Source organism: Rudaea sp. (assembly GCF_036560865.1).
Taxonomy (GTDB): Bacteria; Pseudomonadota; Gammaproteobacteria; order Xanthomonadales; family Rhodanobacteraceae; genus Rudaea.
Genome location: NZ_DATBQK010000012.1, coordinates 1 through 17,302 on the forward strand (window position 1 = coordinate 1; position 17,302 = coordinate 17,302).

The 17,302-nt window shown below is 63.3% G+C and carries 11 protein-coding genes; 5 read left to right on the top strand and 6 right to left on the bottom strand.

The genetic code is table 11. The features are described from left to right. Positions 1–499 precede the first annotated feature (499 nt). Together VIE67_RS01235 and VIE67_RS01240 are read right to left on the bottom strand one after the other, a co-directional pair. Positions 500–3,106 carry a protein kinase domain-containing protein gene (locus VIE67_RS01235; protein WP_332022477.1) on the bottom strand — a complete coding sequence of 869 codons (2,607 nt, stop codon included), beginning with the start codon at positions 3,104–3,106 and terminating at the stop codon, positions 500–502. Between the two features lie 151 nt (positions 3,107–3,257). After that, positions 3,258–5,426 carry a RelA/SpoT family protein gene (locus tag VIE67_RS01240; RefSeq protein WP_332022479.1) on the bottom strand — a complete coding sequence of 723 codons (2,169 nt, stop codon included), beginning with the start codon at positions 5,424–5,426 and terminating at the stop codon, positions 3,258–3,260. Between the two features lie 138 nt (positions 5,427–5,564). Between VIE67_RS01240 and VIE67_RS01245 the strand changes: the two genes are divergently transcribed. Beyond that, the gene (locus tag VIE67_RS01245; RefSeq protein ID WP_332022481.1) at positions 5,565–6,044 is read left to right on the top strand and encodes a hypothetical protein; all 480 of its coding nucleotides are present in this window, start codon (positions 5,565–5,567) and stop codon (positions 6,042–6,044) included. 62 nt (positions 6,045–6,106) lie between these two features. Further along, positions 6,107–6,586 (top strand): hypothetical protein, encoded by a 480-nt coding sequence (locus tag VIE67_RS01250; RefSeq protein ID WP_332022483.1) that lies wholly within the window; start codon positions 6,107–6,109, stop codon positions 6,584–6,586. 118 nt (positions 6,587–6,704) lie between these two features. Here VIE67_RS01250 and hrpA read toward each other — a convergent pair whose 3' ends face one another. Further along, positions 6,705–10,973, bottom strand: a complete 4,269-nt coding sequence (hrpA, locus tag VIE67_RS01255) for an ATP-dependent RNA helicase HrpA (RefSeq protein ID WP_414707239.1) — start codon at positions 10,971–10,973, stop codon at positions 6,705–6,707. Between the two features lie 71 nt (positions 10,974–11,044). On the opposite strand from hrpA, the gene dps reads away from it, so the two are divergent. Continuing rightward, positions 11,045–11,533 carry a DNA starvation/stationary phase protection protein Dps gene (gene dps / locus VIE67_RS01260; protein ID WP_332022487.1) on the top strand — a complete coding sequence of 163 codons (489 nt, stop codon included), beginning with the start codon at positions 11,045–11,047 and terminating at the stop codon, positions 11,531–11,533. A 512-nt stretch (positions 11,534–12,045) separates the two neighbouring features. Here the strand turns inward: dps and VIE67_RS01265 are convergent. Beyond that, positions 12,046–13,167 (bottom strand): nucleotidyltransferase family protein, encoded by a 1,122-nt coding sequence (locus VIE67_RS01265; protein WP_332022489.1) that lies wholly within the window; start codon positions 13,165–13,167, stop codon positions 12,046–12,048. A 132-nt stretch (positions 13,168–13,299) separates the two neighbouring features. Here VIE67_RS01265 and VIE67_RS01270 point away from each other — a divergent pair, with 132 nt between their 5' ends. Both VIE67_RS01270 and VIE67_RS01275 read left to right on the top strand, forming a co-directional pair. Further along, positions 13,300–13,989: a YdcF family protein gene (locus VIE67_RS01270; protein ID WP_332022491.1), complete on the top strand. Its 690-nt coding sequence runs from the start codon at positions 13,300–13,302 to the stop codon at positions 13,987–13,989. Between the two features lie 287 nt (positions 13,990–14,276). Next, positions 14,277–14,990, top strand: coding sequence for a YdcF family protein (locus VIE67_RS01275; protein ID WP_332022493.1), 714 nt, complete (start codon positions 14,277–14,279; stop codon positions 14,988–14,990). Here the strand turns inward: VIE67_RS01275 and VIE67_RS01280 are convergent. Continuing rightward, on the bottom strand, positions 14,966–16,141 hold the full coding sequence (locus tag VIE67_RS01280) for a glycosyltransferase family 4 protein (protein ID WP_332022495.1): 1,176 nt from the start codon (positions 16,139–16,141) through the stop codon (positions 14,966–14,968). The genes VIE67_RS01275 and VIE67_RS01280 overlap by 25 nt on opposite strands. Continuing rightward, positions 16,142–17,182, bottom strand: coding sequence for an EpsG family protein (locus tag VIE67_RS01285; RefSeq protein ID WP_332022497.1), 1,041 nt, complete (start codon positions 17,180–17,182; stop codon positions 16,142–16,144). It lies immediately after the preceding gene. Between the last annotated feature and the right edge of the window lie 120 nt (positions 17,183–17,302).

Consider the following 17,302-nt stretch of genomic DNA (forward strand, 5'->3'; position numbering starts at 1 on the left):
TTGAGCCCATCTCCCCTTGCGGGAGAGGGGTTGGGGAGAGGGGTAGCGCCCGCGGAAAGCGGGCGCCTCCGGCGCCATCCCCTCTCCCGGCACGCTACGCGTGCCGGCCTCCCCCGCAAGGGGGGAGGAGAAAAGCAGGTCGCGCCATAGGTAAGCACTTAACTTAAAAATGCCCTAGCCCACTATCCGCGTAAGCTACCTGTTGCATCCATCCATGGAGCGCCCTCCAGTCGGCATCCTGCCTCCTCCTCATGTGCGCCGCGAGTTGCCATTCAAGGCAACTCGCAAACATCGCACACTCGACCTGCTACGGGCGTTCGACCTCGCGCGCGATGCGCGTTAACGCATCGCGCAAGCGCTCGCAGCTCGACTTCGTCTCGCTGGCCGTTGCTAGGCTCGGCCGTCCACGGCCTCGCCAAGCAACCCGGCCCTTCGCTCCTGCTACGGGCGTTCGACCTCGCGCGCGATGCGCGTTAACGCATCGCGCAAGCGCTCGGCCTCACCCACCCGTTGCTGGGGGGGCTGCGCTCTGCAGTTTCGCGTCGACCTCTGCGTTGCGCGGATTGTTCGGGCTCAATTCGCGCGCATATTTGAGCGCACGCATCGCCTCATCGCGCTGGCCCTGGGCGATGTGCCCTTCGGCCTGATCCAGGTAGACCTTGGCCACGCGTTCGCGCATTGCAGGCAAATTCGCGTTGCCCGGATCGGTTTGCGCAATCGCTTCGAGATAACCGCGTGCGCCGTTTGGTTTGCCGGCGGTCAGCGACTGATCGAACAATTCGCGTGCGCGCGACGGGATATGGGCGATACCGGCGAGTGCCAGCGCGTTGCTGCTGTCGATGCGCAACACGGCGCGGTACTTGTCGTAGGCGCCGCCCGGGTCCATCAGGCTGCCGGCTGCCAGCGCACGATCGGCTTCACCCAATGTGTCATCGATGCGTGCGCGCTCGGCGAGGGTCAACTCCGTCGTCTTCTGTTGCTGTTTGTCGGCGACAGCGGCGCCTTCGTGCAACTCGCGCAGACGCGCGCGCGTGCTTTTCACTTCGGCCGCATCGCCGGCCAGCGCCTCGGCCTGGCGCAGCGCAGTCTCCGCGGCTGGCAGATTGTTCGCATCGAGTTGCACGCTCGCCTGCGCCGCGAACGCCATGCCGATCTTGCGCAGGCCGGCCTTGGCACGTGCATTGTTGGCTTCGCGTTTGAGTACCGCCTGGAACAACGCAAGCGCACCGTTGCCGCCGGTGATCTTGTTCTCGCGCAACGCCGTTTCGGCGCGCGTGAGTTGCTGATCCTGCGCTTGCGTATCGGTGTGGTGCATCTGCGCGAGCGCGGCGCGCAGTTCGGGAATCGCCGGCTGATTCGGCGCCAGTTGCGCCAGGTCGGCGATACGCTGGTTGGCCTGGTCCTCATTGCCCTGCGCGATCGCCTCGCGCACCGCTTGCGCCTGCGCCTTGGCGACCTTTTCCATGCCGTCCTTCGCCAGCGCGTTGCTGGCATCCGCTTCGAGCACGCGCCGGTAGAGCGCACTGGCACTGTCGACGCCGAGCAGACGGCCTGCGCTCAACGCGGCCGCGGCGCGGCCCAACAGATCCTCGACCTGGGTACCGTGCGTCTCCGCCGCGTGCAGCGCGGTCTTGAGTTCCTCGACCTTGTCGCCACCGCCGAGAATTTCGTCCGCCGCGGCGAGATCGGTGTGCACGGTCGCCAGATCGTTGTGCGTGAGCGCCGTGCGCGCATCGTCGAGCAGACGTTCGCCGACCTGATTCAGGCCTTTCCGCGCCTGATCGTTGTCCGGATCGATCGCGCGCGCACTCTGGAACAGTTCGCGTGCGCTGTCGCCCGCGTTGCCGGTGAGGTGGCCTTCATCGAGCGCCTTGCGCGCACGTCCGACCAGGCTGTTCAATTCGGTTTTCGGAATCAGTGCGCGCAGGCGATCCTGATAGTGCCACGCGGCGTAGCCGCCGCCGAGCAGAGCGATCAGCAACACCGGCACGACGAGCATCCAGCCGCGGCGCGAGCCGGATTTTTCTGCGGCGGCGGGCTTGCCGACGCGGCGTGCGGCAGGCAAATAGCCGCCGGTCGAGACCACATCGTCCATGCGACCCAGCGTCGGATCGAAGCGATGGCGGAGCACCGGCGCCGGCGTCAGTGTGGTCGGGTGTCCCGGCGCAGGTGTAGTGGAGGCCTGCGCTGGCGGCGGCGTTGGACTGCGCGCACCGGTCGGGGTGCGCTGCGGGCTGCGCCGTTCCGCACCAGGTACTTCGCGCCGATAGGCTTCGTCGGGATCGGCAAGGCCCGGCAGGTTGCCGCCGGCCATCGAGATTTCGATCTGCTCGATCGCATCGGCCAGCTGCGAGCCGCTCTGGTAGCGCTCATCCGGCGCCTTGGCGAGCAGGCGATTGAGAATGGGTTGCAGCGCCGACAGGTGCTCCGGCAGTAGCGGCACCGGCTGGGTGATGTGCATGATGCCGACGGCAAGCGAATCGTCCGCGCTGTACGGCACACGCCCGATCAGCAACTCATACAGCACGATACCCAGGCTGTACAGATCAGCGCGCCCGTCGACCGTGCGGCCGCGCGCCTGTTCCGGGCTCATGTAATGCGGTGTGCCGATGACCGCGCCGGTGCGCGTCATCTTGGTGGCCGAGTCCGCCGCGCGCGCAATGCCGAAATCGGTCAGCGCCGAGGAGCCGTCGTCGCGCAGCAGGATGTTGTCCGGCTTGACGTCGCGATGCACGAAGCCCTTGGCATGCGCATAGTTCAATGCCAACGCCATCTCGCGCGTGACGCGCAGGGCGAACGGTACCGCACGCGGCGTACCGTCGCGCGCGAGTATCGGGCCGCCACTCAGATGCTCCATCGCCATGTAGTTGTAGTCGCCGCTGCGGGCGACGTCATGCACGCCAACCACGTGGCGGTGGTGCAGCTTGGCCGCGATACGCGCTTCGCGCAGGAAGCGCTCGCCGAAGTCCGGGTCGACGAGGAGCGTCGGCGACATCACTTTCAGCGCGACATCGCGCTGCACCGATTCCTGCGTGGCCAGATAGACCGTGGCCATGCCGCCACGGCCGAGCTGGCGCAAAATGATATAGCCGGGTATCTCGATCAAGGTTCAATGCCCCAAGCCTGCCGCGCGGATGATGTCAAATCGGTACTGCTGGCCGCGGCTACTGGCTGGGCGCTAGCATACCATGTGGCATCGCGCCATTTTACACCCGAGTTGCGCTGTGCCGGTTGCGGACCAACGCGGGGCAGTTCGATCATGCCAGGCGCCGGGCTTCGATCACGTTTGGCACGGCCGCAAGGCGTCCGATCAGGGTCGAAAGCTGATCGAAGTTGGCGACCCTGACGGTGAAGTTCATCGTCACCAGCCCGCTCACGGCGTCTGCGCGAGCGTTGACCGCAAGCAAGTTGATATTGGCCACCGCGATCACGTTGGTCACGTCCTTGTGCAGGCCCTTGCGGTCGTAGCCGCGCACGACGACGTCGATGTCGTAGGCCTGCCCGCCCGCACCGCCCCATTCGACCTCGATCGCGCGGCTCGGGTCGCGCGCGCGCAGGCGGGCGAAGCTGACACAGTCGGCGCGATGGATCGACACCCCCTTGCCGCGCGTGATGTAGCCGGCGATCGCATCGCCCGGCAACGGCTGGCAGCAGCGCGCAATGCTGGTGAGCAGGTTGCCTACACCCTCGATCACGACCGCATCCTTGTGGCGCTTCGCTGCACGCACCGGCTGCGCGACGGCCGGCGCCGCGGGCGCCTGTTCCTCGTGCAGGGTGCGCGCGACGTGACCGGCAGTAATGTCGCCGAGCGCGAGCGCGACGAGGAAATCGTCGAGCGTCTGCAGATGGAACTTCTGCGGCAACGATTCGAGGTCCACCTTGTGCAGCGCCAGGCGGCGGAATTCGCGTTCGAGAATCTCGCGGCCCGCGGTCAGGTTGGCGTCGAGATCGATGCGCTTGAACCAGGCGCGCACCTTGGCGCGCGCGCGTTGCGTGGTCAGAAAGGCGTGTTGCGCGCTCATCCAGTCGCGGCGCGGCTCGGCGGTCTTGCCGGTGAGGATTTCCACGCGATCGCCGCTGGCCGGCTGGAAGCTCAGCGGCACGATGCGCCCGTTCACCTTGGCGCCGCGGCAGCGGTGGCCGACGTCGGTGTGCACCGCGTAGGCGAAATCGAGCACGGTCGCGCCGCGCGGCAGATCCATCACCTGCCCGGCCGGCGTCAGCAGGTACACCCGGTCCTCGAGCAGATCGGTCTTGAAACCGGCCAGCAGGGCGGCATCGTCGGCCTGCCCGTCGGCGCTGCGCTCGTCTTTCGTGTCGAGCAGCTGGCGCATCCAGGCGATCTTGCGCTCGAAGCTCTCGTCGCCGCCGCCTCCCTCCTTGTAGCGCCAGTGCGCGGCGACGCCGCGTTCGGCGAACGCGTGCATCTCGTGGGTGCGGATCTGCACTTCGAGCGTCTTGCCCTGCGGCCCGACCACGGCGGTGTGCAGCGACTGGTAGTGATTGCCCTTGGGCCGCGCGATGTAGTCGTCGAACTCGCTCGGCACCGGCGGCCACAAGCTGTGGACGATGCCGAGCGCGGCGTAACACGCGGCCACGTCGTTGACCAGCACGCGCAGCGCGCGGATATCGTAGAGCGCGGAAAATTCGCCGCTCTTGCGCTGCATCTTCTTCCAGATCGAATAGATGTGCTTGGGCCGCCCGTCGATATCGGCGCCGACGCCCGCCTCGGCCAGCGCATTGCGCAGCGCATGCATCGTGGTCTCGATGAAACCCTCGCGATCGCTGCGTCGTTCGTCGAGCAGGCGCACGATGCGCCGGTAGGTATCCGGTTGCAGATAGCGGAAGGCGAGGTCCTCGAGTTCCCACTTGAGCCGCCAGATGCCGAGCCGGTTGGCCAGCGGCGCATGGATGTCGGCGGTGATCTGGGCCAGCTCGCGGCGCTGTTCGGCGCCGAGTTTTTCCGCGGCGCGCAGGCGCGCGAGCTGACGCGCGAGCAGGATGAAGACCACACGCAGGTCGCGGATGATCGCCAGCAGCAGGCGCCGCAAACCTTCGGCATTGCCGCCGCTGTGCGCGGCATACAGACCGCCGACGCGCTCGGCAGCCTGCTGGCCTTCGAGCAGATCGCGCACGCCGGGGTCGAGTTTCGCAACCTGCGGCGCGGCAAGCGCGATGCCGCATTGTTGCAAAGTGTACAAAATATACGCAGCCCGCGTTGCGCGATCCAGATCGAGATCCTCGAGCAGCTGCAGGGTCGCCAGCAATTCGGGCTCGACCTTCGCAAAAGCAGCGTTCGCCGCGATGGCACTCGCGCCGTCAGGCAACGCAAACGACGCCACGAACGCCGGATCGGCGCCGGCGTCGCACGCGGCACGGTCGAGCCAGGCGGCGAGCGAATTCGGTCTGGAGGATGCTGGTTTCACGCGTGGTTGGCGCAAATAACGGGGGGAATTCCTGCCAATTCTAGCGCGCGCGGTCGATGGCGATCCGTTATCACGATCCGTTACAATCCGCGACGCAGAGTTCGGCAATGGTCCAAACTCCAATCGGTCGAGGTGGTCATGCGTTTGAAAATCGGACATCTGTCGCTGGGTGCCGCGCTTCTCCTGCTCGGCGTTGCCGCGTTTGCGGCCGAATTTTCCTCGCTCGAAGAGCGCATGTCGCAGAGCGAATTCCACGCCGCGGGGCTCGACAAGCTCAACCCGGAAGAACTCAAGGCGCTGAACGAGTGGCTGCGTGCGCACGGCACTACGACGACGGTCACGCAAGTGCTCACGCCCAGCGGCGCTCTGGTGTACTACCCGGTCGATTCCAAACGCGAGGCATTCGAATCGCGCATCGACGGCGGCTTCTCCGGCTGGTACGGCAAGACCGTGTTCAGACTCGAGAACGGCCAGGAATGGACGCAGACCGAGTCCGGCCAGTTCAGCAACGGTCACTATGATCATCCGAAAGTGAAGATCAAGCCGGCCCTGCTCGGCAGCTGGCTCATGTGGGTCGAGCCATGCGGCTGCAGCGTGCGCGTGGAGCGGACGAAGTAAGGCGCGATCGGGCCTTACAATCCGCTCAGGAAAAAATCGAAGTGTTGATGGTCGAGGTGGTTATGCGTTTGGCATTCGCGCGTCTGATGGTTGGCTTGGCGCTGGCTTGCATCGCCTTCGCGGTCGGCGCGGGCGAGCCGGTTACGCTGGAAGAGCGCATGTCGAAAGACGAATTCCACGCGGCCGAACTCGACAAGCTCAGTCCGCAGGGATTGAAGGCCCTGAACGACTGGCTCGCCGCGCACCCGACGACGACCACGGTCACCAAGCTGGTCTCGCCGGCGGGCAAGCCGGTGTTTTACGCCGACAGCGACAAGCGCGAAACGATCGAGAGCCGGATCAGCGGCAAGTTCACCGGTTGGCGTGGCAATACCGTGTTCAAGCTCGATAACGGCGAAGAATGGAAACAGGTCGAATCCGGCCAGCTCAAGCCAGGTACCATCGAGCATCCAGCCGTGACGATCGAACCGATGACGCTCGGCAGCTGGCTGATGTCCGTGCATGGCTGCGAATGCAAACTGCGCGTAATGCGGACGAAGTGACCTCAGGATGAGGTCATCCCGTGCAGGCCATGGATTGCCGCTGACACGGGATCCAGACCCAAATCGATGAACTCATCACGTGCAGCCACGGATGGCCGATGATACGGGATCCAGTTATTTAGCCTGACGCGCGCAACGACTCGATCAACTTGTTGAGCCGCTTCGGCGACACCGGTTCGACGGTCTTGAGTTCCTGCGCGAACAGCGAGACACGCAGTTCCTCGATCAGCCAACGCAACTCGTCGAGTGCCGCCGGGTCGGCATCGCCGCTGGCCTTGAGCTTCAGATAGTCGCGCCAGTAGCCGCGCACCGTGAGCATGCGCGCCTGATCACGCGTGGCATCCTGGCGCAGACGTTCGGCGCGCAGACGCATCGCCTTCAGATAGCGCGGAAAATGCGCTATCCGGGATTTCTGTACCTTCTGCACAAACCCCGGATAGACCAACGCAGCGAGCTGCTCGCGCAGATCGTCGTAATTCGCACCCGCGTAGCCGATCAGCGGCGGTTCGAGCCAGGGCGTGAATTCGGCGTAGGCGGCAAGTACGTCTTCGACCAGACCCAGCCACTCCACCGCCGTCGCAAACAACTGGCCACCGATGTCGGATTCGGCGTGGCGAAACGCCTGGCGCTGGCGCAGATCGAGGTTGTGTGTATCGAATAGCTGATCGAGCGCCGCTTCAACGATGTCTTCGCGCAGTTCGTCGACGCTGGCGATCGGGAGAAATTTCATCGACGTCACCCCCACCCCTTGCCCTCCCCCGGCGCGAGGGAGGGGGAATGATCGTTGCGCTCCGCGCAACAGCGTCATTTGATTGGAGAGGGGCAATTGCCGCCGCGCCTGCTTGATGCGCTCGTGCAGCGCATGCCGCAATAGCCGCCGCACGCCTTGCACGTGCGCGCTGCGTGCCTCGTCCGCGCGCTCGAACACGCGCAGCGCGACGCTGTCGCCGAGGTCAACCAGGGCTGGAAACGCAACGAGGCCGGCCTCGCCGAGCACGCGTTCGGGAATATCCTCGAAATCGAATTCGGCGACGTCTTCGCGCGTCAGCTCGGCATCCGCGCGGCGCGAGAAGGCGGCATTCGCTGCACTGCCCCATTGCACACGAATCGCCTCGATATCGCGGCCCGCAGCGAGGGTTATCCCGCTGCCCGGGCCCGGAGCGTCGTCGTAGACACGAAAGCGCATCAGCAGGTGCGCCGGCACGGCAACGTCCGCAAAATCGCGCGCGGCAACTTCCACGCCGGTCACGCGGCGCAGATAGCTTGCAAGTACATTGAACAAGGATTCGTCGTGTGGCGCCTCGGCTTGCGCGAACGCGCGCGCAAAATCCGGTGCGGGCACGAAATTGCGCCGCAGCGATTTTGGCAGCCCACGGATCAGTTCGGCGACTTTGTCCACCAGCAGGCCCGGCACCAGCCATTCGCAACGCGCGGCGGGTACGGCGTTGACGAAGGCAAGCGGCACATGCAGGGTCGCGCCGTCAGCGGCGTCGCCCGGCACGAAGCGATAGTCGAGTTTCAGCTTGTGGCCGGCGCAGTCGAGATGCGTCGGAAAGTCGCTGGCGCGAATGCCGGGCGTGCTCGCCAGCACGAAATCCAGCGACCAGCGCAAGCCGGCTTGCTCGGCCGGCGACGCCCTTCGATACCAGGCATCGAAAGCCGCCGCAGTGCTGATTTCTGCGGGCAACTTGTCGGCAAAGAATTCCACGAGTTCGTCTTCGTCCTTGACCAAGCCGCTGCGCCGTTGCTTCGCCTCGAGCTCGTGCGCTTCGGCGAGTACGCGCACGTTCGCGCGCACGCAATCGGCGCGGCAATCGATATCGCCGCGCGTGAGCGCCTCGCGCACGAACACCGCATGCGCGAGCGCGGGGTCCTGCTGGTTGAATTGCACGATGCGCTTTTCGACCAAGGTGAGGCCGAACAGCGCGATCTGCTCGAACGCCAGCACCGCACCGCGCTTGCGCGACCAGTGCGGTTCGCGCCAACTGCGCTTGACCAGATGCCCGGCCTGCTGCTCGATCCATTCGGGTTCCATGCTCGCGCACAGCATTGCGTATACTTTTTGCAGATCCAGAATCTGGCCGGCCAACAGCCAGCGCGGCGGGCGCTTGGCCAGCGCCGAGCCCGGGAAAATCTGGAACTTGCGTTCGCGCGTGCCGCGGTAGAGATTCTTTTCGTCCTTCAGCGCGACTTGGGTCGGCCAGCCGGCGAGCAGGCTGCGATGGACGGCTTCGTAGTTGTCGGGACTCGGGACTCGGGGCTCGGGACTCGGAAGATCAGAAGCCGGGCTCTGCGTCTTTGCTTTTACGAGCCCCGAGCCCCGAGTCCCGAGCCCCGGCTCCTCGAGCACCAGCAACCGCCGATGCAACTCGCGCCATTCGCGCATGCGTAGATAGGAAAGAAATCGCGCGCTGCACCAGTCGCGCAATTTCGATTGGGTAAGATCCTCATGCGCGAGCGCGTGCGCGTGCCACAGATTCAGCACGCCGATGAAGTCGGACTTGGGGTCGACGAATTGCGCATGCGCCGCATCCGCGGCAGCTCGCGCTTCGGGCGGACGTTCGCGCGGGTCCTGGATGCTCAGGAACGCGACCAGGATCAGCAACTCGCGCGTGACACCGAGACGCTGCGCCTCGATCAGCATGCGCGCAAGGGCGACGTCGATCGGCAGCGCGGCCATCTGCCGGCCAATTTCGGTCAGCTCATATTGAGAAGTGCGGCCATGGATGACCGTTTCTTGATTTTCCGCAGTCACGGACGACCGCATGGATACTGCCCCAAGTTCGGCCAGGCGCCGGTAGCCGTCGCCGATCGCGCGCGTGTTCGGCATCTCGACGAAGGGGAAATTCTCAACATCGCCCAGGCGCAGACTCAGCATGCGCAGGATCACTCCGGCCAGCGACGAACGCAGGATTTCCGGCTCACCGTAACGCGGCCGACCGGCGAAATCTTCCTCGCTGTATAAACGTATACATACGCCTGGACCGACGCGGCCGCAGCGGCCCTTGCGCTGCTCGGCGGCGGCCTGCGCGATCGGCTCGATATGCAGGCGTTCGAGCTGGCTGCGCGGCAGGTAGCGTTTCACGCGCGCGGTGCCGGTGTCGATCACATAGCGGATGCGCGGCACCGTCAGCGATGTTTCCGCCACATTGGTCGCCAGCACGATGCGTCGCTGCGTGCCGGGCTTGAACACGCGATCCTGCTCGGCCGCCGACAGTCGCGCGTACAGCGGCAGGACTTCGGTCGCTCGATAGTTGCGCCGCGACAGGGCCAGATGCGTGTCGCGGATTTCGCGTTCGCCGGACAGGAACACCAGCGCGTCGCCGCGCGGGTCCTCGCGCGTGATTTCATCCAGTGCGACGATGATCTGCTCGATGTCGCTTCCCACACCGTTTTTCGCTTCCCCCGCCCGCGGGGGAAGCTGCCCGGAGGGCTGAAGGGGGCGCTCTTCATTCAAAGCCTTCGCCCCCTTCCGAGCTTCGCCCACCTTCCCCCGCTGCGCAGGGGAAGGAATATCGCCCCGGCCCCTTTCCGAGTAGTACTCGCGGGGTCGCCAGCGCACTTCGACCGGATAGCTGCGGCCTTCCACTTGCACGATGGGCGCGTTGTCGAAATGCTGCGCGAAACGCGCGGTGTCGATCGTCGCCGAGGTGATAATCAGCTTCAGATCGCGCCGACGTGCGAGCAGGCGCTTGAGATAGCCGAGCAGGAAATCGATATTCAGGCTGCGCTCGTGCGCTTCGTCGACGATGATCGTGTCGTAGGCGTTGAGCCACGGATCCGATTGCGTCTCCGCGAGCAGGATGCCATCGGTCATGAACTTGATCAGGGTGCGCTCGCTGACCTGCTCGGCGAAACGCACCTGAAACCCGACCAGACCGCCGACTTCGCTGCCGAGCTCGCTCGCCACGCGACGCGCAACACTGCGTGCGGCCACGCGGCGCGGCTGCGTGCACCCAATCAGGCCGGCGCGGCCGCGACCGGCGGCGAGGCACAGTTTCGGCAACTGTGTACTTTTACCGGAACCCGTCTCGCCAGCCAGCACGAGCACCGGATGGCGGCGGATCAGGGCGACGATTTCATCCGCGCGCGCCGCGATCGGCAGGCTCTCGTCGACGCGGATTTGCAGAACGCTGGCAGCGCGCGCTGCGTAGCGGACGCGCGCGGAATCGAGGCGCGCACGCCAACGCGCGAGCGCGGCCGCGTCGACGTCAGCTGCCGCGTTCAGACGATCGAGATCGCGGCGCAGATTGCGCCGGTCGCTCAGCAGCGTTTCGTCGAGCAGCGCGCGCAGCGCGGCGATTTCCGGTTTGAATGGCGGCTTGGGTTTCACGTCAGGGAGGCAGGCAGCAGCACGGTTGCGATAGGCACACGCTATCGAACGCATCGCAACAATGAATTTTTAACGATCGGGCATCGGAATTATAGTGGCTCTGCCATCCTGCAACGGGGAACGTCATGTCGAGGAACAAGATCAGCAGCACACGCATCGATATCAAGGGCAAGCTGCGCGACAGCATGATCGCCCTGCTCAACGTCCAGCTTGCCGACACGCTGGATCTGTATACCCAGGTCAAGCAGGCGCACTGGAACGTCAAGGGTGCGCACTTCATCGCGCTGCACGAACTGTTCGACAAGCTGGCCGAGGATCTCGAAGCGCCCGTCGACGATATCGCCGAGCGGGTCACCGCATTGAGCGGCATCGCCCTTGGCACCACGCGTATCGCCGCCGCGGGTTCGCGCCTGCCGGAGTTGCCGCACGACAACTTCGACGGCATCAAGGTGACCGCCCTGCTCGCCGATCGTTATGCGGCGCTCGCGGCGAGCACGCGCGCGGCAATCGATGTCGCGAGCCGCGAAGGCGACGCGGACACGGCAGATCTTTTCACCGGTATTTCGCGCGGACTGGACAAGGCGCTGTGGTTTCTCGAAGCGCACCTGGCCTGATGCGGCCCGAGATGTTTGAACCCATCACCTCTCGTTGAATAATTCAGAGCGGAGAACCCATGCGGTCGCTTCCCCCGCGTAGCGGGGACGTAGGGCTGACGCCCCAAAGGAAGTCCCCTCGGGGGATGGGGGTGCCTTTGCCATGTTCGATCAAGAGCAAGAGCGCCCCCTTCCGCGTTACGTGCCGCTCCTGCGGCACGCCCTTCGGGCCGGCTTCGCCGTTCGCTTCGGCATCCTGCCTTCGCAGTCGGCACCTTGTACTCGCCACATCCATGCAGGCTGGTCAGGAAGTAAGGGAACAGGCGGATCGATGCTGTGCGGTTTGCCGATGTGGGACTGAGCCCCTCCCTCTTGATGGGGGAGGGGTTGGGGAGAGGGTGACGCCTGCGCAGCAGGCGCCTGCGGCGCCTTCCCCTCTCCCGGCGCTGCGCGCCACCCTCTCCCGCGAGGGGGGGAACAGCCATTCGGGTCGTGCTACTTACTGACTTCTGAGTAATACGGCCGCGATATTCTTACGAAGTGCCGCCCAGAAATTTGCGCAGCCCCTTGTGCAGATAGCGGCCGTAGCCAGCCCAGCGCCCACCGTACATATCGTCGAGATAAACGCGATTCGGCACCAGTCGCTGCCGCAGCCAGCGCAAGCGCTGGCGCAGCGTTGGCAGCGCGCGGAAGTTCTGGTACTCCATGTACTTCCAGCTGTACATGCGCCGGACATCGAGCTTCTCGGTACGCCGCGCGCGGGTCAGGCGATCGACAACGGATTGCGGTAGCTGCGTCGCGAACAGGGCGGCGGAGGATTCCATCGCGTCCTGGCAGGTGCCGGCCAGTCCGCGTTCCTCGCACAGCGTCGCCAGCTGATTCCAGTCGGCTGCGGAAAAATTCTGCGCAAGCAGGTGCAGATCGTAATGCCACTTCAATCGATCGCCGCTGCCCAGGTGCAATTGCAATGCGCGGTGCGTACTGTTGTGCAGATAGGCATGCACCGGACCGATCGCTCGCGCGGTGGTCGCAAGTTTCGGCAGCGCAATAGAAGCTGCGAACAACTCTTCGATGCCCAATCGGTTCGCAAATAGCGGCGCGCCACCGACCCCCCAGTGCAAGTCGGCCCACACGTGCGTACCGCCGACAACACGCACGCAACCCAGCTCGAACGTAGTCAGATCACCCGGCAATGCACGCGAAAGCGGCGCGTATCCCAGACGCGCCAACGCACGCGCAGCCGTTGCAGCGGCTGCGTGCGAGGCAAATAAAAAATCGATATCGACACACGGCCGCAGATACGGTGCGTCATAGGCCCAATAGGCAAGCGCCGAGCCCTTCAACAGCAGCGCGGGCAGATTGGTCTCGGCCAGACAATCCAGAATCCGCCGGCACTCTGCTTCGCGCACGAGGCAGGACACGGCTTCCGCACGCGTAGCCGCGGCCAGCCCCTGCTCGAATTCCGCTGGCAGCAGCCACTCGCCGTGCCGCGCATTCGATTCGTGACTGACGAGCGGCGCAACACCTTCCGCACAGGCTGTGGCAAGCATGCCCTCGGTGTCGCCCAGATCCGCGCTCCAGGCAGGGCGCTCGCCACGCAACGCAGCCGCCAGCCATTGGATGCGCGCATCGTGCAAAATCGAAACCGGATGCATACACTCATGATATCAGTTGCATAACCGCGACTGCGGAGCACGAGGTTACCGATGTTTTACTTGGGGAAAATTTTTATTCATCTGTCTTCTCCACTCGGTCTATGCCTGCTGCTGGTGCCTCTCGGAGCGATATTGATACTCGCGCGCCGAAAAAAATTCGGCGGGTCGCTGATCGCGCTTGCTTTCGGCTGGCTGCTGTTGTGGTCGCTGCCCGTCGCTTCAGTCCCGTTGCGCCAGGGATTGGAACGACAGTTCCCGCAACGTGCGGCAAGCGACTATCCAGTCGTCGATGCCATCGTCGTTCTTGGCGGCGGCATACAGGGCGGAAGAAAAGGATGGCGCGTCGGGCCACACCTGCTCACCGGCGCGGACCGCGCATGGTTCGGCGCTCAACTTTATCGCGCAGGCCGCGCACCGGTATTGATCCTCTCGGGCGGAAACAGCGGCTGGTCCACCACGGACGAGCCCGAGGCCGAGGCCATGGAAGCGTTCGAAAACGATCTCGGCGTTCCGGCTTCTGCCGTGTTGCTGGAGGACAGGAGTCGCAACACCGAAGAAAATGCGCAATACACCAAGCAGCTGATGGCCGAACATCGCATTACCAAAATCCTGCTGGTTACTTCAGCGGCGCATATGCCGCGAGCGCTTGCCTTGTTTCGTGCGCAGGGCGTCGACGCAATCCCCGCGCCTACGGACTTCGATGCGATACCGTCGCATGGCGCGTTGCAAAGCTGGTTGCCCGATCCCGAAATGCTGGACAAAAGCAGCAGGGCGATGAAGGAATACCTGGCGATCGGCATTTACCGGCTAGAGCATTTTTGACTCAAGTGCTTACACAGTGGCGCGACCTGCTTTTCACCTCCCCCCCTTGTGGGGGAGGTCGGCACGCGCAGCGTGTCGGGAGAGGGGATGGCGCCGAAGGCGCCCGCTTTCGCGGGCGCAACCCCTCTCCCCAACCCTCTCCCACAAGGGGAGAGGGGTTACAAGGCAAAGTCACAGTTGTAACCACTTCAACCGAAAATGCTCTAAAGGAAATCGCTCGATAGCCGACGCCGAATCGCCCCAACCGCGTCTGGCGTAGCTACTTCCGCATGTATTTGCCCGCTTCCTTGATCGACCTGACCCACCCCGAAACACAGGGCTTCGCGCTGCTCGCCGCGGGGCTGCTCTGCCTGTGCGTTCGGCGTTACCGGATTGCCGTGGCTTTCGGGCTGATCGGCGTACTGTGGGTCACTCTCTGCGCCACGCCGGCATTTGCCGAAGTTCTGCGGCGCGGACTGGAAGCCCCCTATCCCGCACATCAGCCAGATGACTATCCGAAGGCGGATGCGATTGTCGTACTCGGTGGCGGCGATCCGCCGGATTTTGATCACGGCGATGAAAAAGCGAACCGTACAAGAACCGGGCTCGCGCTGCTGCTCTATCGAGCGCAACGAGCGCCGATCATCCTGGTGTCTGGCGGAGTACGCGAAGGCACCGAAATTCTGGCAGCGCTTAAACAGCAGGGCGTACCCGCAAGCGCGTTGCGGATCGAGCCCAATAGCGTCACGACGTATCAGAATGCCGCGTATTCGGCACCCATCCTGAAACGCGAGCATCGCCAGCGAATTTTGCTGGTGACATCGGCCATCCCCATGCGCCGCACTGTAGCCTGCTTCGAGAAACAGGGTTTTGCGGTCACTCCGGCGCCCGTATTTGACACGAGTCAATATCCAACTTTCAGTGCCGCATGGCGCCCACGGATTTCCGTGCTATTCCAAAGCCAGCGCTACCTGCATGAGTACATCGGCATGCTGGTCTACAGATTACGCGGCTGGATTTGAACGGAATCGCCCAGTAATTCCTGGTAAACCGCAAGCGTGCGCTCAATTACGATGCGTTCGTCAAATTCAGCCAGCGCTTTTTCTCTGGCGGCCGCACCGAGCCGCGCTGCCAGTTCTTTATCGTCAAACAGGCGTGCGATTGCCGCTGCCAACGCGACCGCGTCGCGCACCGGAACCAACAGGCCATCCTTACCGTCGGTTATCACCTCCCGGCAGCCAGGTACATCGGTAGCCACCAAGGGCAGGCCACAGGCGGCCGCTTCGATCAGGCTCTTGGGCAAACCCTCGCGATAACTGGGAAGCGTAACAACGTCCACCGTGGCGAACAATCCCGGCATGTCGTCGACGTGTCCCAACCATTCGACGAGACCTTCCGTTACCCATCCACGAATTGTCTCGATCGGTATCGCTGCGGGATTACCGGGATCGGGCGTGCCCGCGAGCAGGAATTGAACGCTGCGACCCTGCGCGCGCAGCATTCGCGCGGCTTCCACGTATTCGGCGATCCCCTTGTCCCATAACAGACGTGCCGCCAACAAGACGCGTGATGCACCTTGTTGCCTGCTCTCTCGTGAATCGCGATGGGCTAATTGCTCGCAGTTGACCCCGGAGCCGCGGATCAATCGAATGTCTGCTCGATCGGCCAAGCCTGCTTGCTCGAACAGGCTGACGTCATCCGCATTCTGCAAGACAAGCCTCGCATTTTTTCCGCCGAGTGCCCCACGCAGCAGCAGGCGCACAACGGGTCGCAACAACCGCGCCTTGAGTTCATCGCTGGTGAACACGTAACCCATGCCGGCCACGGCGTTGATCCGCGCTGGCACTCCGGCAAATCGCGCCGCCAGCGATCCGTACACCGCGCACTTGATCGTAAAGCTGTGCACCAGCGACGGGCGCTCGCGCGCGAACAGGCGAGTCAGATGCCACAACAATTTGAATTCGCGCAACGGATTCAGACTGCGCCGATCCATCGGCAGCGGCTCCCAGCGCAGGCCTAACTCGCGCAGCTTCTCTCCGTATGGTCCCGGCGGCGACAGCAGCAATATGTCGTAACCGGCCTGTCGCAAGGCCAGCGCCAGTGAACGACGAAAGTTGTAGAGGTACCAGTCAGTGTTGGCGTACAACACGATTTTTGCCGGCGCCGTACGCACTTAATCAAGTGGCATGAAATGGTAAGGCACCCAATAATTGCGCTCGACAGCGTAATTGAGCCAGACGTACTGAACAGCCGCGTAATACGCGACTATCCCCACGACGATGACGGTCCGCGCTGTCGCATTGCCTGTCAGGTTTGGCAGTCTGGCGAACACAAACAATTGTATGGGAAGCAGGTATAAAGCTATGCGATCCACCGCCGTGGACGCAAAGAACACGAAGGGCAGGCAGGCCAAGGCGAGCCAGGAGATCAGAACCCAAAGTCGCCGCGTCTGAGGCTCTTCGACCAAGCGTTTACGGAAGTACAGCAATGGGATTGCAGCAACAACGTTCATCATGACTCTTTCGATCGCCCCATTAGATTTCATCTGTTGCGTGACATAGTTATCCCACAATGCGTCGGACTCAGGCTGCAAGAGCACAAAATAGGCAAAGACGAAAGCGGCTGCAACCCACATGGCGGTCCAGATTCGTTGCCGACTATTGGCGAGTCCGGCTATGGGAATCAGCAATACTGCCGAACTGTGAAACAAAGCCCCAACCGCTATACATGCAATAAAGGAAAATATGCGCCCCCTGCCCAACGACACCAAACCAAACATGGCGAACCCGAGAGCCACGGCCTGTCGCGTGTAGCCCATACCGACAACAATCAACATGTAGGGAACCGCCACCAACAATGCTAACCAAGGATTAGGCAAGCTGCGGCAGAAACGAAACGCTCCTGCCATCATGATGGCTGCGCAGACAAGATTTACTGAATAAATCTCTCCTCCAGCCTTTGCAACAATCCAATTCAGTAGCGCGTAACCTGGATCCTTGAGTTCAATTGCCCAAGCGAAATTGAGTGTGCTGATATAACCGAACAAGGGAAGGTAATTCGTCCAATCCCCTCCGACCATATCCCTCAACCCCATGAATATTGTGAAAATTAGGCATACCAGTAAAAACATGAATCGTGCCTGCGAATTTATCATCCGCTTGGGCGAGATTGCTCCCAGAAATGGCAACCAGAACATCAACCAGTAAATCAACATCCAATTTCCCGCCGACTATTTTCAAGCCATGACTGAAACATCAGCACCGACCACAGCCGATAACCGTACGAACTTTCTTCGCACAAATGCCGAAGCCAGGCCTTGCGAATCAAGACAGGA

What these genes read in the sequence shown, in the direction of transcription:
- VIE67_RS01265 (WP_332022489.1), bottom strand. Translation starts at nt 13,167, where the DNA reads ATGCATCCGGTTTCGATTTTGCACGATGCGCGCATCCAATGGCTGGCG.
- VIE67_RS01285 (WP_332022497.1), bottom strand. Translation starts at nt 17,182, where the DNA reads ATGTTGATTTACTGGTTGATGTTCTGGTTGCCATTTCTGGGAGCAATC.
- VIE67_RS01245 (WP_332022481.1), top strand. Translation starts at nt 5,565, where the DNA reads ATGCGTTTGAAAATCGGACATCTGTCGCTGGGTGCCGCGCTTCTCCTG.
- hrpA (WP_414707239.1), bottom strand. Translation starts at nt 10,973, where the DNA reads ATGCGTTCGATAGCGTGTGCCTATCGCAACCGTGCTGCTGCCTGCCTC.
- dps (WP_332022487.1), top strand. Translation starts at nt 11,045, where the DNA reads ATGTCGAGGAACAAGATCAGCAGCACACGCATCGATATCAAGGGCAAG.
- VIE67_RS01250 (WP_332022483.1), top strand. Translation starts at nt 6,107, where the DNA reads ATGCGTTTGGCATTCGCGCGTCTGATGGTTGGCTTGGCGCTGGCTTGC.